Annotated in this window: 19 protein-coding genes and 2 pseudogenes; 13 read left to right on the top strand and 8 right to left on the bottom strand. The window is 37.9% G+C overall.

All coding sequences use genetic code 11. The features are described from left to right. Positions 1 to 567: 567 nt before the first annotated feature. From ACFIKO_RS05785 to ACFIKO_RS05755, 7 genes and pseudogenes are all read right to left on the bottom strand, one after another. On the bottom strand, positions 568 to 2577 hold the full coding sequence (locus tag ACFIKO_RS05785) for a MacB family efflux pump subunit (protein ID WP_375620017.1): 2010 nt from the start codon (positions 2575 to 2577) through the stop codon (positions 568 to 570). 3 nt (positions 2578 to 2580) lie between these two features. Next, entirely contained in the window at positions 2581 to 3807 is a 1227-nt protein-coding gene (locus tag ACFIKO_RS05780) for an efflux RND transporter periplasmic adaptor subunit (RefSeq protein ID WP_375620016.1), read from the bottom strand. Continuing rightward, on the bottom strand, positions 3804 to 5285 hold the full coding sequence (locus ACFIKO_RS05775) for an efflux transporter outer membrane subunit (protein WP_375620015.1): 1482 nt from the start codon (positions 5283 to 5285) through the stop codon (positions 3804 to 3806). Before ACFIKO_RS05775 ends, ACFIKO_RS05780 begins: the two co-directional genes overlap by 4 nt. A gap of 61 nt (positions 5286 to 5346) precedes the next feature. Continuing rightward, entirely contained in the window at positions 5347 to 6162 is an 816-nt protein-coding gene (locus ACFIKO_RS05770; protein WP_375620014.1) for an exodeoxyribonuclease III, read from the bottom strand. A gap of 30 nt (positions 6163 to 6192) precedes the next feature. Beyond that, the gene (locus ACFIKO_RS05765; protein WP_375620013.1) at positions 6193 to 6801 is read right to left on the bottom strand and encodes an outer-membrane lipoprotein carrier protein LolA; all 609 of its coding nucleotides are present in this window, start codon (positions 6799 to 6801) and stop codon (positions 6193 to 6195) included. A 132-nt stretch (positions 6802 to 6933) separates the two neighbouring features. Continuing rightward, positions 6934 to 7196, bottom strand: a pseudogene (locus ACFIKO_RS05760) (DNA translocase FtsK); the annotation flags it as partial. A 717-nt stretch (positions 7197 to 7913) separates the two neighbouring features. Then, positions 7914 to 10355, bottom strand: a complete 2442-nt coding sequence (locus ACFIKO_RS05755; RefSeq protein ID WP_375673500.1) for a DNA translocase FtsK 4TM domain-containing protein — start codon at positions 10353 to 10355, stop codon at positions 7914 to 7916. A 731-nt stretch (positions 10356 to 11086) separates the two neighbouring features. Here ACFIKO_RS05755 and ACFIKO_RS05750 point away from each other — a divergent pair. Then, on the top strand, positions 11087 to 12364 hold the full coding sequence (locus ACFIKO_RS05750; protein ID WP_375673499.1) for a ubiquinone biosynthesis hydroxylase: 1278 nt from the start codon (positions 11087 to 11089) through the stop codon (positions 12362 to 12364). Positions 12365 to 13911: 1547 nt separating this feature from the next. On the opposite strand, the gene ACFIKO_RS05745 is transcribed toward ACFIKO_RS05750, so the two are convergent. Further along, on the bottom strand, positions 13912 to 14199 hold the full coding sequence (locus ACFIKO_RS05745; RefSeq protein WP_015857007.1) for an H-NS family nucleoid-associated regulatory protein: 288 nt from the start codon (positions 14197 to 14199) through the stop codon (positions 13912 to 13914). Between the two features lie 128 nt (positions 14200 to 14327). Here ACFIKO_RS05745 and ACFIKO_RS05740 point away from each other — a divergent pair, with 128 nt between their 5' ends. From ACFIKO_RS05740 to ACFIKO_RS05685, 12 genes and pseudogenes are all read left to right on the top strand, one after another. Then, positions 14328 to 14942, top strand: a complete 615-nt coding sequence (locus tag ACFIKO_RS05740; RefSeq protein ID WP_375673498.1) for a hypothetical protein — start codon at positions 14328 to 14330, stop codon at positions 14940 to 14942. Then, complete coding sequence (locus ACFIKO_RS05735; protein ID WP_375673497.1) at positions 14942 to 15565, top strand: TrwN protein; 624 nt, start codon at positions 14942 to 14944, stop codon at positions 15563 to 15565. The genes ACFIKO_RS05740 and ACFIKO_RS05735 overlap by 1 nt, the downstream gene beginning before the upstream one ends. 124 nt (positions 15566 to 15689) lie before the next feature. Beyond that, positions 15690 to 15989: a KorA family transcriptional regulator gene (korA, locus tag ACFIKO_RS05730; protein ID WP_015857010.1), complete on the top strand. Its 300-nt coding sequence runs from the start codon at positions 15690 to 15692 to the stop codon at positions 15987 to 15989. Then, the gene (gene trwL, locus ACFIKO_RS05725) at positions 15952 to 16275 is read left to right on the top strand and encodes a VirB2 family type IV secretion system major pilin TrwL (RefSeq protein WP_375673496.1); all 324 of its coding nucleotides are present in this window, start codon (positions 15952 to 15954) and stop codon (positions 16273 to 16275) included. The genes korA and trwL (ACFIKO_RS05725) overlap by 38 nt, the downstream gene beginning before the upstream one ends. An 80-nt stretch (positions 16276 to 16355) precedes the next feature. Beyond that, the gene (gene trwL / locus ACFIKO_RS05720; protein ID WP_375673495.1) at positions 16356 to 16673 is read left to right on the top strand and encodes a VirB2 family type IV secretion system major pilin TrwL; all 318 of its coding nucleotides are present in this window, start codon (positions 16356 to 16358) and stop codon (positions 16671 to 16673) included. A gap of 79 nt (positions 16674 to 16752) precedes the next feature. Next, positions 16753 to 17073, top strand: coding sequence for a VirB2 family type IV secretion system major pilin TrwL (trwL, locus tag ACFIKO_RS05715; protein WP_375673494.1), 321 nt, complete (start codon positions 16753 to 16755; stop codon positions 17071 to 17073). Between the two features lie 81 nt (positions 17074 to 17154). After that, positions 17155 to 17478, top strand: a complete 324-nt coding sequence (trwL, locus tag ACFIKO_RS05710) for a VirB2 family type IV secretion system major pilin TrwL (protein ID WP_375673493.1) — start codon at positions 17155 to 17157, stop codon at positions 17476 to 17478. Between the two features lie 240 nt (positions 17479 to 17718). Continuing rightward, complete coding sequence (locus tag ACFIKO_RS05705; RefSeq protein WP_375673492.1) at positions 17719 to 18033, top strand: conjugal transfer protein; 315 nt, start codon at positions 17719 to 17721, stop codon at positions 18031 to 18033. Positions 18034 to 18045: 12 nt separating this feature from the next. After that, positions 18046 to 18354, top strand: a complete 309-nt coding sequence (locus ACFIKO_RS05700; protein ID WP_375606609.1) for a type IV secretion system protein VirB3 — start codon at positions 18046 to 18048, stop codon at positions 18352 to 18354. Positions 18355 to 18356: 2 nt separating this feature from the next. Further along, entirely contained in the window at positions 18357 to 20828 is a 2472-nt protein-coding gene (locus ACFIKO_RS05695) for a VirB4 family type IV secretion/conjugal transfer ATPase (RefSeq protein ID WP_375673491.1), read from the top strand. Then, positions 20825 to 21589: a type IV secretion system protein gene (locus tag ACFIKO_RS05690; RefSeq protein ID WP_375673490.1), complete on the top strand. Its 765-nt coding sequence runs from the start codon at positions 20825 to 20827 to the stop codon at positions 21587 to 21589. The genes ACFIKO_RS05695 and ACFIKO_RS05690 overlap by 4 nt, the downstream gene beginning before the upstream one ends. A gap of 189 nt (positions 21590 to 21778) precedes the next feature. After that, positions 21779 to 21886, top strand: a pseudogene (locus ACFIKO_RS05685) (trwi protein); the annotation flags it as partial.

Here is a 21886-nt window from a genome sequence, read left to right as displayed (position 1 = left end):
CATGAGCCCATAAGTGTATTCATCTCATTCTCCCTACAAAACTGGAACTTCGTGAAAACCTATATCTCCGTCACATAAAGCCATAAAGAATCTCAAAACCAAACGTTACCAATACAAACATCCCTCTCTTTGCCATACAATTTGTGAGCAAAAAACAGGGCCACGAATAAACAAAAGGAAAAGAAAAACTATAGAGACCAACCCACCTCGTATACCCGTTCATTTTTTTGGATATAAGCTGTTTTTCGTTTAAATTTTCTTCTTTTTTATCCTGTTTGTTAACAGATATATACTCCACTTGCCCTCTTACTTTTAGGTTAAAATCCTAAAGTTCTCGTGCCTTGTATTTTATATAGCTATAAAAATAATAAGGGAAATTTATTCATGATACGTTGTGCCATAAAACTTCATCCTTTAACGTTATATAAAGCATGCTCCACTTAACGAACAAAGTGTTTTCTAAAATAGAACAGCAAATAATGCTAACTTTTCCCATCCATGTTTCGCTTCATAAATGTTTCTTCCAAGTGGAAAACATCACAACAAACACGCTTCAATTGATAAAGCTTAATCGCGTGAAAGAGCGACAACAGGGTCAAGCCGTGAAGCTTGCCGCGCTGGAGAAAAACCAAAACATATTCCAATGAGGGTCGAAAAAGTAAGGGATAGGATGATCGAATCAATCGTATAAACCAAGTGGATAGGGGCCTTAAACAGAAGAAATAAACCACCGATAGAAAGCCCAAACAGAATCCCCAAACCACCACCAATGACACAAACCAAAACCGCTTCAATGAGAAACTGCTGCAAAATATCACTTTGGCGTGCACCAACTGCCATACGCACACCAATTTCATTAATCCGCTCAGAAACGGTGACCAGCATAATATTCATCACCCCAATACCACCAACAATCAGGGAAATCGCTGCAATTGAAGAAATTAAAAGTGTTAAGATATGTGTACTCTCCATGATACGTTCACGAAAGAATTCTGAATTTCTAATGAAAAAATCTTCTCCACCATGCCGCATAATGAGAAAACGTTTCACCATGTTTTCCGCTAAATGTGAATCGACATCATCAGCAATCCTAACAGTAATCGCACGAACTTCTGTTGTGCCAAGAAAACGCGTCTGCACTGTTGTATAGGGCAAATAAAGCTGTAATGTATTTGATGTATTTCCATTTGCGTTATTTTGCGAATCAACAACACCAATAATACGCGCTGGAACATTACCCACATGCACCACTTTACCAAGAGGGCTTTCATGGCTATGGGGAAAAAGAACAGACAATGCTTCTTTTTCAATCACGAGATCAACCGCCCGATCATGCACACTTTTTTGATCAAAAAACTGTCCTTTGAAAACTTTAAGCCCCTGTGTCTGAAAAAATTGTTCTCCCACCCCCACAATGACAGCATTGACTTCAACTGCACCAAAACGCACTTTCGAGCTTGTTGAGATCTGAGGTGTTACACCAGAAACATAAGGTAACCCAGACAAGGCTTCTGCATCAGCTTCAACAAGAGTTGTTATTTTGTCCGCTTGTGGATCAGAAAAACTTTTGCCAGGTAAAATTGTTAATGTATTAGCACCCAAGCTTTTAAAATTTTCCAAAATTTTCTCTCGTGTACCATTCCCCAAAGCCACCATAGCAATAATCGCCCCAATACCGATAATCACCCCAAGCATTGTTAAAAAAGTTCGCATTCGATGTGCATTCATTGCCAACAAAGCCATAACAAATGCCTCACGAAACCGCTCAACAAAAGACCAAAAAGAGCCAAGCTGTTGTTTAACTTTTAGTTTCTGTTTTTCATAAAAAGATTGACTATCCGTTTTTATTTTTGCCCCCACTGCTCTTTTCTTTGCAACCTTTGTCATACTGTCAGCAATAATTTCTCCATCACTGATTTCGATAATACGCTCTGCTCTTTTGGCCACCTGCATATCGTGGGTTACAATGATAATAGTACGACCTTCTTGATGAAGCTCATCCAAAATACGCAACACTTCCTGTCCACTCTGTTTATCCAGTGCACCAGTTGGCTCATCGGCAAGAATAACCTCCGCATTATTCATCAACGCTCGAGCAATAGACACTCGTTGTTGCTGACCACCTGAGAGTTGATTTGGACGATGATTCACCCGATCACCCATGCCCAAGCGCGTTAAAAGATCTTGTGCACGCTTTTTCCTTGCTTCCACAGCACATCCTGCATAAATAGCCGGAATTTCAACATTCCCAAGAGCTGTCAATTCATTCAACAAATGATAGCGCTGGAAAATAAAACCAAAATGATTGCGCCGCAAAGCCGACAATTCATCAGCTGAAAGAGAGGCTGTTTCTTTCCCTGCAATCCAATAACGACCAGAAGTTGCCCGATCAAGACAGCCTAAGATATTCATCAATGTAGATTTTCCTGAACCAGAAGCTCCCACAATCGCTACCATTTCACCGCGCTTAATGGTAAGATTGATATCCTTCAAAATAGTAACAAATGTTTCACCCGCTGGAAATTTACGTACAATATTTTCCAACACAAGAACAGCATCCGCTTGGTTTGTGTTCATGGCTTAAATCTCGTCTTCACTATGCACATCAGAAGGTTCTGGCATCACTCCATCAGGCGAGCCGGTGATAACAACATCGCCCTCATTAAGTCCTGAAATAATCTCTGCCATCACCTTATTATTCAACCCAACACTCACCTGTTTCGTAACCACCTTGTTTCCCCCCTCCAAAACAGAAACCCATGCCTTATGCTCTTTTGTCTCATCGCGTAAAGCATCGCTTGGAACCAACAAGACATTTTGAGCACGCCCTAAGATAATATGAACTTGAGCAGTCATATAGGTTCGCAAAAAATTGTCGGCATTATCAACATGTAGAATTCCATTATAATAAATAGCTGATGAGATTAAAGCACTAGACCCCCCTACCATACCAGGGTTAATACTCACATCAGCACGAATTGCTTCAGGAGCAGGCTCTATCTTTTCTAAAACGCCCTCATAACGACGCTGTGAATTCCCTAAAACTGTAAAATAAAGTGGTTGTCCAGCCTGAATTTTAAGAACATCAGCTTCTGAGATTTGCGCCTTGATCGTCATCTTTGACAAATCGCCCAAAATAACAATTGTTGGCGCCGACTGAACCGCATTCACATTCTGCCCTTCTTCCACAACTGTTGCCAAAACCGTTCCCGCTGAAGGGGCAATGATACGTGTATAACCTAAATTGACCTCTGCACTATCCACATCAATTTGTGCTTGCACAATCTGCTGTTGAAGTTGAGCAATTTGCGCCTCACGTATTTTTACTTGTGTCGCAGCATCATCGAGATTAGCCCGTGAAACCGCACGTGACTCGATCATTTTTTTCTGACGTGCTAAATTTTTCTGTGCAAGAGAAAGAAGGGCTTCTTGTTCTACCAAACTCGCATAATAGTGAGATAATGCTGCTTTTTTTCTTTTTAAATCATTTTCTTGATCTGTAGGATCAATTTCTGCCAAGAGATCGCCTTCTTTCACAACACTCCCAGGAGAAACCCGCATTGACACCACACGCCCTGTTGCACGCGCACCAACAGCCACCAACCGATAAGGACGTACAAGACCAGAAGCTAAAACACTTTCCTCAATATCCCCACGCTTCACCACCGCTGTTACATAAGTTGGGCTAGATGTTCCAAAAACAACAGAACGCAACCATAAAAACAAGAGAAGAAGGAATATAGCAGTTAAAAAGAAGGAAAGTTTTTTGTGTTTTGTAATGAAATTTTTGAGTAAACTTTTTTTCATTTCCCTACCTTTGCACGCGAACGAGGTGCACCATCAACGACTTCCGGACGTGATACATCAACAACGCCATCCCAGCCCCCCCCCAATGCTTTCATCAACGTGATATATTGCGTAACCAAAGAAACACGGCTATCTTTAAGTGCCATTTGTGCAGAATAATAAGAGCGATCAGCGTTTAACAATTCAAGAAAACTAGTATTTCCATTCTCAAAAAGGCTCCGTGAAAGTTTTAAAGAATGAAGAGCAGCTTTATTCGCAACGATTAGCTTTTCTAAGCGTTGATGTTCTTTAGTTAATCTTATCAGCGCATTTTCTACATCTTCTAAAGCTCCCAACACAGCAGCGCGATAAGCAATAAAAGCTTGATCACGCTGCGCACGCGCTACCGCAATAGAAGCCTCAACCTGACCTCCATTAAAAAAAGGAAAACGCAGACCAGGTCCAAAAGACCAGCCAATCGTTGAATTTTTCCACAACTGATCAATCGCCGTTGCTGCTGTCGAAATATTACCTGTTAAAGTAAGTGATGGATAGCGATCTGCTTCACGTTGACCAATCCGCGCTGTCGCTTGCGCATATTGACGCTCTGCCCGTCGCAAATCCGGACGTGTTAACAAAATATCAGCTGGAATTCCTGCTGGTATCGGCCAGCACGGTTGTGGAATCTTTACATGCTTAGCATTTTTTTGTAAAAGATCCTTCAATGCCGTAGGCACACGACCAGTTAAGACAGAAAGGCGATGAACGCTCATTGCTAAATTTGCTTCCATCTGTGATATATCTGCTTCTGTATTTGCCATTTGTGCTTGCGCATTTGAAACATCGAGCTCAGAAACATCACCAGCTGTTAATCTAGCGCGCATCAATTCATAGGTTTTACGTTGTGATACAGCAATTTGCCGCACAATCAACAATTTCTGTTGCCAACCACGCATTTGTACATAATTTGTTGCCACATCTCCTAGCAATGTCACCATGGTAGCGCGCATATCTTCCACAGTCGCATCAAGACCATAACGCGCTGCTTCAACCGCTCGTTTATGCCCACCAAAAAAATCAAGCTCCCAGCTTGCATCAAAACCACTATGATATTGGGTTAACAATGCATCAGACTGTGCAGAATGACTACGAGTTCCTGAAATTGAATTGGACACATTTGGCAAAAGAGTTCCCACAACCTGTCCTAAACCCGCACGCGCCTCACGTACCCGGGCTTTAGCAACAGCAACATTATTATTTCCAGAAATCGCATAATCCATTAATGCATCTAGAACAGGGTCATTCAAACGCCGCCACCATCCGGCAAGTGCAACTGGCTGCCCTGCAGTCTGTGCAGATTTTTCTCCCCAAACTGCTGGAACACGAAAAGATGTTTTCTGGTAATTAGGACCAACCATACATCCTGACAAAAGCAAACACAACAAAACACTAGAAAGTAATCCACGAGAAGCGCCCCTTTTGAGATTTCTGATATACATCTAGTCTCCCGCATTCTTTCAGAATCATTATTTAATATTAATACTTTATTTACCTCTTATTTCAAACTTGACGTGAAAAATCAAATACAGTTTGCACAGGAATATGATCTGAAGGACGTGCCCATCCGCGCGCATCACGAAAAATCGAAAGATCTACAACAAAAGGTGCTAAATCAGGAGAAGACCAAACATGATCAAGCCGCCGCCCATAATCGGTAAATGCCCAATCGCGTGCACGATAACTCCACCATGTATAAAGCTTGGCAGGAGCAGGAATATGCAACCGCATCAGATCAACCCATCCACCTTGACAACACAAGTCCTGTAAACGCTCGGTTTCAATGGGAGTATGGCTTACAACCTTCAACAACTGCTGATGAGACCAAACATCCTCTGCCAAAGGAGCAATATTTAAATCGCCCACCAAAAGAGAAGAAAGACCATCTCCTTGATCCGCACGTATAGAAGACATTTCTTCTAAAAAATCAAGCTTATGACGAAATTTTTCATTTACATCAGCATCTGGAATATCTCCCCCAGCAGGAACATAAAAATTATGAATCCGCAAGCTTCTCCCATGGGCTTCCACAATAACTGAGATATAGCGGCAATCTTGGTTTTGGCAAAAGAAACGCTTTTCTACCTTTTTAAAAGGCAAACGAGAAACAATAGCCACCCCGTTATAAGATTTTTGTCCACTCAATGCGATATGCTTATAACCCGCTGCTTCAAAATCCTCCACTGGAAATAAAGCATCTGGACATTTTGTTTCCTGTAGACACAAAACATCTGCGGAAAAGAGTTCCAAATACTGAAAAACCTGTGCAAGACGCAAACGAATAGAATTAATATTCCAAGTTGCAATACGAAAGGACATCCATTTCAATCCCAATGAAATAACACAGCACTATTTCTTCGAAGGAAGTGTAAACATTCCATTAGCGAACCGGACGTCCGTTCGCACATTCATAATTTGCACAGTAGTTTCCAAATTTTGTTGATCAACAATTGTCCACTGCCGTAAAGCAGAGCCTTTAGAATCAAAAACCATCCTTATTTGCCCTGCCCCAATCGTTTTATCACGCAGAACAATCGTCACAGCCCCTGGATCTTCGCGAAATGCCAATAAACGCCCAGAAGATACATCAATTTTATCAGCTAATAGAAACTTCATTGGCGTTTGCGAAAGTTGTGAAAAGTTCCAAGTATTCAAAGCCCGATTGTTAATACCTACAAATTGGCCATCTGCAATAATCTGTAAAGGCATTTTCTTATAAATAAAACGAATTTTCCCTGGGCGCTCTAAATAAAATGTCCCCTGAGACATTTTTCCCTTTGGACTAAACTGAATAAAATCACCCGTCATTTTTTTGATTGCCGCAAAGTGATTTACAACATTTTGCGCCTTTATCACTTTATTAGACGCTTGAGAAAAAACAGGAAAAGTTAAACACCAAAAGATAATAATTCCCACCAACCCAAAGATTCTTCTTTGCGGTAAAAAAGACGTTTTCATAAAAAATGCTCCCAAGCAATACTTAATTGACTTTATAATTTATAACTTAAGTGATCAACGATGAATAATACCCTTCTTTATAAGATAACGATATTGTTTGAAAAAACTATCAAAAGATTTTTAAAAGTATTCTTATTCAACAGTCCCCAAAACTTTCCGCTTACCCATACTATTTGCTAGACTAATAACACCTTCTTCTTCCATCCTTTCAATCAATGTTGCGGCACGGTTATAACCAATGCCTAAACGACGTTGAATATAATGCAGTTGAAGCTTTACCATCACGAAGCACAATAGCAATAGATTGACAATAGGAATCATCTTCTAAAGAAAAAGCTAAAGAAACATCCTTCTTTATTTCTTGCGATCTCTTGCGGTATCGTTTCCAAATAATCAGTCTGCGTTTAAGTTTCCGAAAGCATCCAAATTTCCTGCTTTTCCGCTGATTTTCTAAACGCATAATCTATTCTTTCCCACCCCTAATCTGTGAAGCAACATAAATTATAGTCAATACATAACGGATTAAGTACTAAACATATTGCTCGCGAACCTGAAAACTCTTTTAAGTGGCAAAAATGCTTTTTTGGCTTCCTTCCAATCCAAAAGAATAAAAATTTGCACCCGAACCCGTCTGTAAACAGTTTAGCGTTTAGCAGATTTCACTTGGCTTCCCACCCCATATGATTCATTTATATAAGGCTCGACAGATAAGCCTTGCCCTCAATATTTAGAGCACACTTAAAAAAACACTTAAATATCAAGCCTTACATACTTTTATACCCCTACATTCGCAATGACATTATTTTATACTAGGATATTGATTTATAATAAATTATCTTTTTAACTTAAATCATAATGCCAAATACAGGAAGATTCTCTCATCACATACCCTCTCATATTGAATCAATTCAAATCATTTGCTTGCACGTTACAAGCAAGGTTGGTGTGTGGATAAAAGTTATATAAGATAAAGGATTCCCTTATAAAGAATCCCAAATGCCAAAGAGCTATCGCAAATCGAGAGCTGGTGTATAAAAATGCAGACTTTCTACGATATAGTGGGATAAACAATTGTTTTATAAGATATTATAAAAAACAACTATAAAGATTTTTCAAAAGCGTTCTTCTTCGGCAGGCACTAAAATTTCTCGTTTCCCTGCGTGATTTGCTGGACTAATGATACCTTCTTCTTCCATCCTCTCAATCAATGTCGCAGCACGGTTATAACCAATGCCTAAACGGCGTTGAATATAAGAAGTCGAAGCCTTACGATCACGAAGCACAATAGCAACAGCTTGACTATAGGGATCATCTTCTGAAGGAGAAGCCAAAGAAACACCAGCACCATCCTCTTCAACTTCTTGCGTAATTGTTTCCAAATAATCAGGTCGTGCTTGCGCTTTGAGATGCGCAACAACTTGCTCCACTTCATCATCCGCAACAAAAGGACCATGCACACGTCGAACACGTCCTCCTCCCATCATAAAGAGCATATCCCCTTGTCCCAATAATTGCTCAGCCCCCTGTTCGCCCAAAATTGTTCGGCTATCGATTTTTGAACTTACAGAAAAAGAAATACGTGTAGGAAAATTGGCTTTGATCGTCCCAGTAATAACATCGACGGAAGGACGCTGGGTTGCCATAATTACATGGATACCGGCAGCACGCGCCATTTGTGCCAAGCGTTGAACCGCTCCTTCAATGTCTTTACCAGCAACCATCATCAAATCAGCCATCTCATCAATAATAACAACAATATAGGGCATAGGACTAAAATCAAGTGTTTCCGTTTCATAAAGAGGCTCACCAGTTTCATGATCAAAGCCCACTTGAATTGTACGCACCATTGTCTCTCCTTGACTTTCTGACTCCTTGAGACGTGCATTAAACCCATCAATATTACGAACGCCCAGTTTTGACATTTTACTATAGCGCTCTTCCATTTCACGAACAGCCCACTTTAAAGCAGTCACGGCTTTTTTAGGATCTGTCACCACGGGCGTTAATAAATGGGGAATACCATCATAAACCGAAAGCTCAAGCATTTTCGGGTCCACCATAATGAGACGACATTGTTCAGGTGTCATCCGATAAAGCAATGATAAAATCATTGTATTGATAGCAACAGACTTTCCCGATCCTGTTGTACCAGCAACCAAAAGATGGGGCATTTTTGCTAAATCTGCAATAACAGCTTCCCCCCCGATTGTCTTACCCAAAGCAAGCCCTAATTTTGCTTTGCTTTCAATAAATTCCTGCGCCTGCAACATTTCTCGTAAATAAACCATCTCACGCTTTGCATTGGGCAATTCTATTCCAATCACATTACGCCCTGGAACAACCGCAACACGCGCCGAAATCGCACGCATTGAGCGTGCAATATCATCTGCCAAACCAATGATACGGGAAGACTTAATGCCAGCAGCCGGTTCAAATTCATACAAAGTTACCACCGGTCCAGGACAAACATCAATAATTTGCCCCTTAACTCCAAAATCTAACAAAACCCCTTCAAGTTCCTGAGAATTTGCTCTTAAAACAGCAGGAGAAAGTTTTGCATCCCTAACAGATAGTGGTGGAACCGAAAGATAGTCTACAAGAGGAAGAACAAAACCACCATTTGAAGAAGCTGTTAAAGACTTTCGATTTTTTACAGGAGAAACATAGGCTTTATTTTGATTTTCCTCACACTTTACTTTTTCACCCAAAAAAGTTGGCTCAATCCGATCAAATGGCTTTCCTTGCCCCTTACTCTGAAAACGCCTTTTAAAACAGAACAAACGAAAGAAACGCGCTTGTAAAAAATAAAAAAGATGTAAAAGGGCGCCAAAAGTTGTCGCAAAAAAACCATGATTTTCACGATCATCCTCGGCGGCATATTCCGTATCTTCTTCCAATTCAAAGACTGGATTAACGATTGCATCTTTTGGAGTGCTTTTTTCTTTTCTTTTCTTTGTTCGACGCCGCCATATCACATTGCCAGCAAAAGCAGCAGTGAAAAAACCTAAAAGAATAAAAACAACACTGAAAAACACCGTGTAAAGAGGAGAAAGAAAAAGAGGAAAGACTGAAGAAGCAACACTTAAAGCTTTATCTCCTACAACCCCTCCCAATCCCATTGGCAATGGCCAATAAGTAAAAGAAGCAACAGGTGACATAAGGGCAAAAGCAATTAAAAAGCAAATCGTTGATAGCACCCATAAAAAAAAGCGCAAAGTCAAATTATAGATATTCTTTTGCGCCAACAAGAGAAAAGACCAAAATAATGGCGGCAACAAAACAGGAAGACTTGCCAAGCCAAAAAACTGCATAATAAAATCTGAAAAAATCGCCCCCATCCACCCCATAAGGTTTGTAACCTCATTTGTACTTGCATGGGTTAAAGATGGATCCTCAACATTCCACGTCGCCAAAGCAAACACACAAAAAATAATAAAGCCCAAAAGCCCAAGCCCAATAAATACCCCTATCTGACGTAAAAACATCTCAATAAGACGCGAACCTTGAGAATTTCGCACTTCTAATGAATCATAAGGAGAAGAACTTCGGTGCATCTATCAATTCCAAATACAAAACTTTCATATTTTAAAGAGTTATAACTCCCTCTCTCTTAAAAACGGATGAAGCTTAAACTCTGTGCCGATCTGTAAACAAATAGCCTGTAAACAATCCGACGTCTTATCTAGCGCGTTCTACCTTCTAACCACTTCATATCACTCATATATCACCACCCTAAGAGACAATCCTTCATAAGGCGCACAAAAAGCTCTCCCAGAATATTTATCACACGATCAACTAAAAAACACCTCATGTGTAAAGTTTTACATGGGTCCTATAGGCGCCTTCCTAAACAGATGATGTTTTTTACGCCACATCATGATAACAGCAAAATATGAATACTGTTTTAACTATCACGAATGAACACAATTTTTTATCTATCATACTAACTAAATATTCCCCTTCAGTGCAAACATACTAAAGTAATTCATACAACTTAAAAAATATACGATCATCTTTGTTTATTTTTAGTTTTCTTTTTTATCAACCAAGTGTAAAAAGAATTGAAGAGGACATTCAAAAAAGCTTATCCAATAAATCTGTAAAATGAATCACATAAATGATGAAGCAAAAGAACTATGAAAAATCAATCTGTCATCAGATTGGCGCCAAAAAGAAACCTCGTTTTTGTAAAGCAGAGAGAAAAGTAAACGTTAAGATATTTTAGGCAATTTAAAAAGATATTCTTTTTAAAAGAAAGCAAACTGTAAACAATGGAAGAAGTATTGTGTGTTCTAATCGCAATAAAGACGTAAAACCCAATAAAAAAATTAAATCTCATAAAAATAAACAATGTGATCTTCTCATTGCAGGGGGGGCGGCTGTCGGTTTAACCTTAGCGATAGCACTCAAGCAAACAGCCCCTAATCTGAAAATAAAAATCGTTGATGCTGCTTCACAAGGAGATACTCCTGCTTCTAACATACGAACCATTGCCCTTACTGCTGCTTCTATTCGTATGTTAAAACAATTACAATGTTGGGAACCTATAAAATCCTATGCGCAACCCATTCATTCAATGATCATAACAGATACAAGCACAAGTGACCCTGTCAAACCCACTCTTTTAACCTTTGAAGGCGACATTAACCCTGGTGAGCCCTTTGCTGCTATGATAGAGCATAGAGAACTCATAAACACTTTAAAAAAGCGTGTCAAAGATCTCAATATTCCTGTTATTTCAAACACGCGTGTCATTGATTTTCATCAAGAAGACCAACATAAAACCATCACTTTAAATAATGAAGAGGTTTGGCAAACAAAATTGCTTATTGCAGCCGACGGAGCCCATTCGAAATTACGCCAAAAAGCAGGTCTTAAAAACTTCTCTCATCCCTATAAACAAACAGCAATCATCTGCACAGTTGAACATGAAAAACCCCATAATGGTCAAGCAATTCAACATTTTTTACCTGCCGGTCCTTTTGCTCTTCTCCCTCTCAAAGGCAACCGATCCGCCATTGTGTGGAATGAAGATCATAAAACTGCGCAATATTATCTCAAAGCTAATACCCTTATTTTTGAAACAGAACTCGAAAGACGCATTGGCCATCGATTAGGCAAACTCTCTTGGAATGGCGAACGTCAAGCTTTTCCTTTGAGTCTTTCTTTAACACGTCAATGCGTTAAGCCACGTTTTGCTCTCGTTGGCGACGCCGCCCATACCATCCACCCCATTGCAGGACAAGGACTCAATTTAGGATTACGCGATAGCGCTGCCCTCGCTGAAGTAATTATTGAAACAGCACGACTAGGTCTTGACATTGGCTCCCTCACTGCTTTAGAGCGCTATCAAAGCTGGAGACGTTTTGAAGTTGTCCGTATGGCTTTAAGCAATGATTGGCTTAATAAACTCTTTTCTAATGATAGCCTTCTTTTACGAATGCTCCGCGATACCGGCCTTGGAATCGTTAATCAAGCGCCAAAAATAAAAAAATACTTTATTCAAGAAGCTGCCGGTCTCACTCCAAATGCCCCACGTCTTCTACACGGCTTCCCACTTTAAGCAAAAACTCATCCTATTTCACTTTTTTTACAACCTTTGCCTCCCTCCTTCAAAGAACAAAAAATTCCTATCTCATCTAATCTGTTTACAAACCAGATTCCTGTCGAGTAATTTTCTCTTGACTTCCTCCTCCCATATTTCACTTAACATAAGACTCGACAAGCGAGATACATTCTAAGAATATTCACCACGCACTGAAAAAAACATTTAATGTCTCAAAGAGGTTGCCTTATATCACCACACCTTAAAAGAAGCCATTTTACGGCATAACGAAATAAACAAGACTTTTTTAGCACACAACATTTTATTTATAATAATAAATTCATTGTTCTCATATTGAGTGAGAAATCTAACGATCATAAAATACCCTTAATTCAAATCTCTCTCATGTTGAAGCAATCAAAATCATTCACTTGCACATCACAAGCGAGAATGTCGTATAAATAAAAACAATTAAACAAAGCAATAAAAAACCTCACCCTCTCAAGTACTAGGTTTTAGTAACATTGGAGGCGAGTAAAGTGTATAATGGCGCCGACTTATATTTTTTATTGAAATAAAAATGCTGGCGTACAAAAATGGATTTTATGTAATCATAGGGACTTTCACGTTATACTATTCACGAAAAGCACCATAAAATAAGCTTCGTTGCATTGAAAAATTTTTCTTTTAAAAAAAGCGCGTAAATTGGTAACACAACTGTATTCCGTTTGGGGTATTCTGCTTCTCAGACAAACCCTTTAACTTATTGTGGAATACCACACGATTTTAGAAAAAATATTCTAATATATAACAAAATGTTCCGCACTCTATACCATTACACACAATTGTAAACTTGCATATCACCCCCCTATTTTACACCATAAAAGAAGATAAACCGCAATAGAAATGACTCAATCCTTTTATTTTCAAATATGCTCTTTATTCATTATTCATAAATGCTCATAAATGAATTTTAATCACAAATGCTCAGAAATATGTCATAAATTCTATAAACCCCATAACAGCCATAGAAATTTTTCATTTCCCACACACTCACTCATCTCAACAAAATGAATAATAAATAAAGTAAATGCCTCACATATAATCTTACAGAAAAAAGAGCAAACAAAATCTACAACATCAGGCTTGTTCTACAGAACAATATTTCAAAAATATAAGTATGCTAATTTATTAACATATTAATTGATAAAATTATCATTTTACATATTGAGTGAAAATCCCTATGCAATAAATTATTCTCATTTCGACCATTTTTATAAATAGAGTCAATAAAACTATAAAAAGAAGTAAAATATCCCCCTCTCTCAAATGCCAAAAGCAATTGCAATATTTTAATCTGGCATCATCATGATGCTTACCAGATTATAACAACAAAACCCTTTTCATTTAAATACATTTGTTCATGCCCCCTATCATTTTATTTGATCACTCAATACCTTAACATATTCGTTCAGTATGTTTATACAATCAAATTACCCAAAAGAGCATACTTCTTGCATTTACATTCCTTGGTATTCCCTTATCTTGTAAATATCGCACACGTGTTATGTTACTTCAAGTTCATCAAGTGTATACCCATTCTCCAACCACTCTTTAATCCACTTAGGTCTACGTCCACGCCCATTCCATAATTCCCATTGGTTATTGGGATTTCTATAATGGCGCTCTTTGCTTACAAGATCAGCGATATCAATTCCATGGGCATTAGCAATTTCAAGAATTTTTCGTCGTGCATTTTGCTTTTCCTTTGCTTGCCGTTTTTTTAATTCCACATCGATTTGTGTACGCATCTCTTGTAGTTCATCAAAATTCATATTTTTGAGATCATTCACCTTAATTACTCCCCTTGCAAAAAAGAATTTTTTCTTGCCATATTTTAAACACAATTATAGACAATTTCTGTCTATTTATTATCGAAATTAAAATTACGATACATATATCACTTTGACGGAGATGTGCTTTGGACCACAAAGAACTGTTTATTGGTATATCAATTACCACCACTGCATCTTTTTTCAGTTCAATCGCTGGAACTACTAAATGCAGTGCTCAAACACCATTACACCTCTCTGACTCTCATGAATCAGTAGTCAAAAGTAAATATAAATCGTCACTCTATAAGTTATGGCAATACGCAACAAAGAACAAGCCCTCTCTGTATAATGATAGTGTAGTTCATTATGACAATAAAACCTCCCCTCATACACAACGGCTTTTTACTTCGTATAAATTTTTTTTGAAAAGATTTTTGCAACTAGAGAATTATATAAAACAAGCAGCTTCAATACAGTATCGAAGATTATTATTTTTTAAAAGCAGCGCCTTTTTTCGTGATTCCAATAATATTGATTGGCGTAATGTGCTCTATTTTATTCCGCACTTTCATCTTGTTGGTTGGATATTCGCCTATATTAGAAATATTCTTAGAAGAGAACAAAACAATAATCACAAGGAATATTCTAAGCTAAATAATCTCATTCTGCAAATTTATAAAATCAAAAAACAACGAGAAAAAGCACCACAAAGAATTAGTATTTGTATTAATAAAATTCTTAATAATAAGGTGTATTGCTAATGATTGTTCCAGACTTCACCTTTTTTGCTGCTGCATACATATCCAATACGCCTCCCATAACATTTTCAGTTATTGCCGAACAAGAAGCGCGTGACAATGTCTATACGACACATGGTAAAGATAACTTCTTCTATCAATCATCTCAGCTTAAGGAAACAATCGCAACAGCTGAACAAAGTGAACATAATTTTAACATAATTTTAGGGCAAATTGATGTTGGAAATGTGAAATTGTTTTCTCTTTTTGATGCATTTGATTTTTACAGAAATATTACAACTGTACAAAGCACTTTAACTTACTGCTATGAACAAACAACATCAAAGTGCATCTTTGAAAAAGCGACTTTCCAGTCTGTGCTAAATTTTTACAACACAGAAAACTCAAACCACACCTCTATGCAGAAATTTACTTCATATATTGGAGTAAAATCTGCTGTACGAGGGAATGAAGACTTGCAGGAGCCTGTAAAGCTTAAAAAAGAAGAACCAAAACAGACAACTAACGTAGATTCTCTTCCTCTCGCTTCAAAAGGAGAGGAAGATGCATTTACACATAAAGAAAGTGGCACCAGCGATGCTTTTTCAACTGAAGATTCTTCTTCATCGAGAGGATCGTTAGAGTGACAACTGATATTTTCACGAAACCCTAGAATTTTGATAGGATATTATAATGAAAGGTAGATAAGAAAATGTTAAAGCTCTAATTAGTAAGATTGGACAAAATCTCTTCTAATTGAGGGCAAAGATAATGAAAATGATAGAACAAAACAGTGTTGATATAGCATTTAGTCAAAAAGCAGCACGTGAGATTACAGTCGTAATGCTTTCAGAAAGAGAATGGTATTTTACGTTTATTTCCGATGATCCAATCACCGGAAAGCCAAATAAATATACGTTACTTACACAAAGAGGAAAACTAAGAACTTGGGCTGATCCAAAATATCTTTTTAAGTTTCTTCATGAACGAGGGGTCATTTGTGGGAGTTTTAATCTTAATCAGGATAAAGAACATGAAACAATTAAATATTCTTCACACAACAGCTCGTAATAAAATTGCTGCATTTTCTGCAGCTTTAACTGTGTTTTTTATGGCTAGTTCAGCTCATGCACAAGCCCAAGCAACAACTTTACAAAATGCATCGAAAGCTCTAACAGATTTACAAGCAGACTTAAAAGTGATTATCCCTATCGCTGCTGCCGTGATACTGTTGTGCTTAGCAATTGGTTATGCAGGACGCTACATCGGAAAAGACACATTTGTACGGTGGGCAATCGGGGTCGTTATCGCTGGTTCAGCAACCCAATTTGTTACAATGCTATTTAAAACAACGTAATAATGGCATCAATTATAAATTTTAAAATATAATATGTTTATTTATATAAAAATATTATCTAGATTTAATAAGAGTGAAATATGCAAAAGTTAATTAGTATTCAATCGAAAAGTAATAACAAAATCATCGCAATTTCTGCTGCTATGACTGCGTTCTTTATGAATAGTTCTGCTTATGCCGCCAACGCAAGTATTTTAACAAATGCAGAGAAAGCTCTAGAAGATTTACAGGGCGATATTCAAAAGATTATCCCTATCGCTGCTGCCGTTATACTGTTGTGCTTAGCAATTGGTTATGCAGGACGCTATATCGAAAAAGATACTTTTGTACGGTGGGCAATCGGTGTTGTCATCGCAGGTTCTGCAGCCCAGCTTGTTACACTGCTATTTAAGCCATAATGGAATTAATTATAAATTTTAAAATACAATATATTTATTTATATAAAAATATTATCTAGAATTTTAATAAGAGTGAGATATGAAAAAATTAATTAATCTCAAACTGAAAAGTAACAATAAAATCATCGCAATTTCTGCTGCTATAACTGCGTTCTTTATGAATAGTTCTGCTTATGCTCAACAAGCAGCCATTTTAAAAAATGCATCGAAAGCTCTAACAGATTTACAAGCAGACTTAAAAGTGATTATCCCTATCGCTGCTGCCGTGATACTGTTGTGCTTAGCAATTGGTTATGCAGGGCGCTACATCGGAAAAGATACTTTTGTACGGTGGGCAATCGGGGTCGTTATCGCTGGTTCAGCAACCCAACTTGTTACACTGCTATTTAAAACACCGTAATAATGGCATCAATTATAAATTTTAAAATACAATATATTTATTTATACAAAAATATTATCTAGATTTTAATAAGAGTGAAATATGCAAAATTTAATTAATCTCAAATCGAAAAGTAACAACAAAATCATCGCAATTTCTGCTGCTATAACTGCGTTCTTTATGAATAGTTCTGTTCATGCACAAGCCCAAGTAAAAACTTTAAAAAATGCATCGACTGCTCTAACAGAGTTACAGACAGACTTGAAAGCGATTATCCCTATCGCTGCTGCCGTTATACTGTTGTGCTTAGCAATTGGTTATGCAGGGCGCTACATCGGAAAAGATACTTTTGTACGGTGGGCAATCGGTGTTGTCATCGCAGGTTCTGCAACCCAATTTGTTACACTGCTATTTAAAACAGCGTAATAATGGCATCAATTACAAATAATACAACACAATACGTTTATACGATAGACAATCAGTTTTATTATCATGCCCTCTACAGCCAAACTTCTTACAATATTATTGAAAGGTAATTCATGAATCAGTATAATACGTAATGTTTTTAATATCCATCGATTATAGGTGTGTACCAGTAATAATGTAGCCATACTGAAAAAAGGAATAATTATTTATAGCAACTTTAATTAAAAGGGGATAAAGGATATGAAACAATCAAAGACGTTTCAAGCGAAGACGTACAATAGGATTAACGTTATTATTATTATCACTTCAATGATGTTATTAATAACGCAGTCTGCATATGCTCAGACGGAAACTGAGAGCTTGGATGCCTTCATAGGAATGCAATATGGATTAAGTATACTTATTCCTATCGTCGCCATCATTAGTCTTTTATTTCTTTTGCTTATTTATATATTTCGCATCATTGCAAGAGCTACATTTATGCGATGGGCATTCAGTGTCATTATTGCTGGTGCAGCCTTTTATATTAGCCACATATTATTTCACCTCCACTGACAAGAGCACCCCATGAAATCACAAGAACAAAAAGAATTCCCCCTATTCAAAGGAGCAACACGTGTTCCAACGATATGGGGTGTCCCCATGATGCCATTTATCGTTATGGTTATGGGGGTCGCTGTTATTGCCATGACAGTAAGTATCTTTTTGTGGATTATGGCACCTCCATTATGGTTCATTATGGTGCAAATTACTAAAAACGATGATAAGGCGTTTCGTATCTGGTGGTTATGGATCGATACTAAATTTCGCAATCGCAACAAAGGTTTTTGGGGCGCATCAAGTTATAGTCCCTCTGATTATAGTAAAAGGAGATAAACATGACAGCTGTTGAAAGCAGCAAACGCCTTGCATCAGAGGCACCTGTAAGCCTGTTTCTGCCTTATTCACATCATATTACAGATACGATTATTTCTACTAAAAATGCGGAATATTTGTCAATTTGGAAAATTGATGGGCGTTCGCATCAAAGCGCTTCAGAAGAAGATATTTTTCAATGGATAAAAGAGCTTAACAATACTCTACGGGGTCTTGCATCAGCCAATTTATCATTTTGGACGCATATTGTGCGCCGCCGTGTTTATGAATATCCTGATTCAACATTTGATCAAATGTTTTGCTATCAACTTGATGAAAAATATCGACAAAGCTTTACTGGTTATAATTTGATGGTCAATGATTTATATCTGACTGTCATTTTTCAACCGATAGCGGATAAAATTATGTCGTTCTTTTCTCAACATGAACGTGAAACGCTTGATCAAAAAAAGATGCGACAAGACTCATGTATCAAAGAACTCAATGACATCAATCGTACTTTAGGCCAATCTTTAAACCGTTACGGTGCAGAACTTCTTGGTGCTTATGAAAAAAATGGGCATGCTTATTCTTCTGCACTTGAGTTCCTTGGAATGCTTGTCAATGGTGAATATCGCCCCATGCCAATTTGCCAGGACCGTTTTTCTGACTATATGTCTGTCAATCGACCTTTTTTCTCAAAATGGGGCGCTCTTGGTGAACTGCGAACAACCAGTGGAATGCGTCGATTTGGAATGCTGGAAATTAAAGAATATGATGCAACAACCAAACCAGGACAATTAAATGTTTTGTTGGAAAGTGACTTCGAGTTCGTATTGACGCAGAGCTTTTCGGTGCTCTCCCGACATGCTGCTAAAGACTATTTACAACGGCATCAGCGTAACCTTATTGATGCACGAGATGTGGCAACGAGCCAAATTGAACAAATTGACGAAGCACTAAACCAGCTTATCAGTGGGCATTTTGTCATGGGAGAACATCACTGCACATTGACGATCTATGGTGATACAATTCAACAAGTTCGCGACCATATGGCTAAAGCGAGTGCAGCATTACTAGACGCTGCGCTACTCCCCAAACCTGTAGACTTAGCAATAGAGGCTGGCTATTGGGCACAACTTCCTGGCAATTGGAAATGGAGACCGCGTCCTGCTCCGATTACATCATTGAACTTTTTATCATTTTCATCTTTTCATAACTTTATGTCAGGAAAACCCACTGGCAACCCATGGGGACCAGCCGTTACAATCCTTAAAACAACCAGTAAAACACCGCTTTATTTCAACTTTCATGCCTCCAAACTTGAAGAGGACTCAACAGATAAGCGTTTGCTCGGTAATACCGCACTTATCGGACAATCCGGTTCCGGTAAAACCGTGTTACTCGGATTTTTGGTAGCACAAGCACAAAAATTTAAGCCAACAACAGTTGTTTTTGATAAAGATCGTGGCATGGAAATTGCCATTCGAGCAATGGGTGGAAAATATTTAACATTCAAGCCAGGCAGGAGAAGTGGTTTCAATCCTTTCCAACTCCCCCCCACACAAGAAAATCTGATTTTTTTGAAACAATTTGTTAAAAAATTAGCAGAAGCTGGTGGTGAGGTCACGCATCACGACGAGGAAGAAATTAACAAAGCGGTTATGTCTGTTATGAGCAGTAACATTGACCACTCACTCCGTCGTTTGTCTTTTCTGGTACAATTTTTACCAAATCCACGTTTAAGTGATTATAATGCTCACCCATCTGTTCATGCTCGCTTACTAAAATGGTGTGAAGGTGGTGATTATGGATGGTTGTTTGATAATCCTCATGATGCTCTTGATCTCTCAACACATCAAATTTACGGCTTTGATATCACGGAATTTTTAGATAATGTTGAAACTCGCACTCCAGTGATGATGTATTTGCTTTATCGCACAGAAGGCATGATTAGCGGACAGCGATTTATGTATATCTTTGATGAGTTTTGGAAGCCTTTGCAAGATCCTTACTTTGAAGATTTGGCGAAAAATAAGCAAAAAACTATCCGTAAACAAAATGGTATTTTTGTTTACGCAACACAAGAGCCTAGCGATGCCTTGGAAAGTAATATTGCCAAAACACTCATTCAACAGTGTGCAACTTACATTTTTCTAGCCAATCCCAAAGCAAATTATGAAGATTATACAAAAGGCTTTAAACTAACAGATACCGAATTTGAACTCGTTAAAGGACTTGGTGAGTTTAGTCGCCAATTCCTCATTAAGCAGGGTGATCAATCTGCGCTTGCAGAACTGAATCTTGGTAAATTCCATCTGACACGCGATGGAAAAACCATCGAACACGACTTTAGTGACGAGCTCTTGGTGTTATCAGGAACGCCTGATAACGCAGAGTTAGCCGAAAGCATTATCGCAGAAGTTGGTGATGATCCAGCAATATGGTTACCAATTTTCTTACAGCACGCAAAAAATGACAGGAGGGAAACATGAAAAAAAAGGTCATTTCAATAGTAGTTGTAATAACTTTAGGGATTTCAAACCCAGCGATGGCTTGGGTTTGGGGCGCTGGGGCGGCGGATTTGGGAGCATCAATTCCAACGACGTGGCCCAATTTTTTTGGCGGTTTATCTTCACGTAAACCAACACCTAAAAAACCTCCACAACAAAAGAAAGCGCCACCTGACCCACTTCTCGATACACTAAAAAAACAACTTGAGGAAGTAAAAAAGATACACGAATCTATAACGGGAAGCCAAAAATTCGACACTAAAAAACTTAAAAACGCACAAACAGATCACGGCAGTTTTTTTCTCAAAAATCCGGAGACGCTCTACAATAGAAATAAATCTTCTGCTCTAGCTACATCACTTAAAAATATTTTAAAAGAAGAAGAAATTCCTGTCTCTGTCCATGAATCTAGCAATTTTATCAACAAGCGTAGCCAATATGCAGCCATCACTGATAAAGCCGTAAGTCTAAAGACTTTTGAAGAAGCAAACAATCGTTTTCAGCAAATTGAAAAACTATTAAACGAAATCACGACAACAAAAGATCTAAAAAGTATTGCTGAGTTACAAGCACATATAATCGGAATGCTTGCTATGCTACAAAATGAAACAGCAAAACTACAAATGGTCACACATTTACGCAATGCTGAATATACACTTATCAGACAGCAGAAGGATAAACATAACATAAAAATTTTGAATAGTAAAAACACGAAAATGCCTACCATAAGATTTATTAGATAAGGCTTTTTATAACAATATTTCGTATATTATTTTTCCTGTATGCTCATAAAAAGCAAAGGTTAGTGCATAATATTCAGTTCTCTCTCATAGACTGAAAAGATCTACGAAATTTAATTCTATCCTAAAAAACTCAACGAAAAATGCTTAAAAATCATATAAAAAGTTGAAAATTCGTTAAAGAGGAATTCCATGGACTTTACAGTGTTCACGCAACTTTTCAATAAAATTGATCAGATAACAAAAACATATGTCACGGATATTTCCTCAAAAACAATAGCTACAATTACGCCCTTTGTA

It is taken from the genome of Bartonella sp. TS82HLJMH (assembly GCF_042193495.1).
Classification (GTDB): Bacteria; Pseudomonadota; Alphaproteobacteria; order Rhizobiales; family Rhizobiaceae; genus Bartonella; species Bartonella grahamii.
Note: the sequence above shows the minus strand (reverse complement) of the source record. Positions and strands in the feature narration are given on the sequence as shown.

Bases quoted from the DNA above. Each gene is read 5' to 3' on its own strand.
- ACFIKO_RS05785 (WP_375620017.1), bottom strand. From the start codon at position 2,577: ATGAACACAAACCAAGCGGATGCTGTTCTTGTGTTGGAAAATATTGTA.
- ACFIKO_RS05780 (WP_375620016.1), bottom strand. From the start codon at position 3,807: ATGAAAAAAAGTTTACTCAAAAATTTCATTACAAAACACAAAAAACTT.
- ACFIKO_RS05775 (WP_375620015.1), bottom strand. From the start codon at position 5,285: ATGTATATCAGAAATCTCAAAAGGGGCGCTTCTCGTGGATTACTTTCT.
- ACFIKO_RS05770 (WP_375620014.1), bottom strand. From the start codon at position 6,162: ATGTCCTTTCGTATTGCAACTTGGAATATTAATTCTATTCGTTTGCGT.
- ACFIKO_RS05765 (WP_375620013.1), bottom strand. From the start codon at position 6,801: ATGAAAACGTCTTTTTTACCGCAAAGAAGAATCTTTGGGTTGGTGGGA.
- ACFIKO_RS05755 (WP_375673500.1), bottom strand. From the start codon at position 10,355: ATGCACCGAAGTTCTTCTCCTTATGATTCATTAGAAGTGCGAAATTCT.
- ACFIKO_RS05735 (WP_375673497.1), top strand. From the start codon at position 14,942: ATGATTGTTCCAGACTTCACCTTTTTTGCTGCTGCATACATATCCAAT.
- korA (WP_015857010.1), top strand. From the start codon at position 15,690: ATGAAAATGATAGAACAAAACAGTGTTGATATAGCATTTAGTCAAAAA.
- trwL (WP_375673496.1), top strand. From the start codon at position 15,952: ATGAAACAATTAAATATTCTTCACACAACAGCTCGTAATAAAATTGCT.
- trwL (WP_375673495.1), top strand. From the start codon at position 16,356: ATGCAAAAGTTAATTAGTATTCAATCGAAAAGTAATAACAAAATCATC.
- trwL (WP_375673494.1), top strand. From the start codon at position 16,753: ATGAAAAAATTAATTAATCTCAAACTGAAAAGTAACAATAAAATCATC.
- trwL (WP_375673493.1), top strand. From the start codon at position 17,155: ATGCAAAATTTAATTAATCTCAAATCGAAAAGTAACAACAAAATCATC.
- ACFIKO_RS05705 (WP_375673492.1), top strand. From the start codon at position 17,719: ATGAAACAATCAAAGACGTTTCAAGCGAAGACGTACAATAGGATTAAC.
- ACFIKO_RS05700 (WP_375606609.1), top strand. From the start codon at position 18,046: ATGAAATCACAAGAACAAAAAGAATTCCCCCTATTCAAAGGAGCAACA.
- ACFIKO_RS05695 (WP_375673491.1), top strand. From the start codon at position 18,357: ATGACAGCTGTTGAAAGCAGCAAACGCCTTGCATCAGAGGCACCTGTA.
- ACFIKO_RS05690 (WP_375673490.1), top strand. From the start codon at position 20,825: ATGAAAAAAAAGGTCATTTCAATAGTAGTTGTAATAACTTTAGGGATT.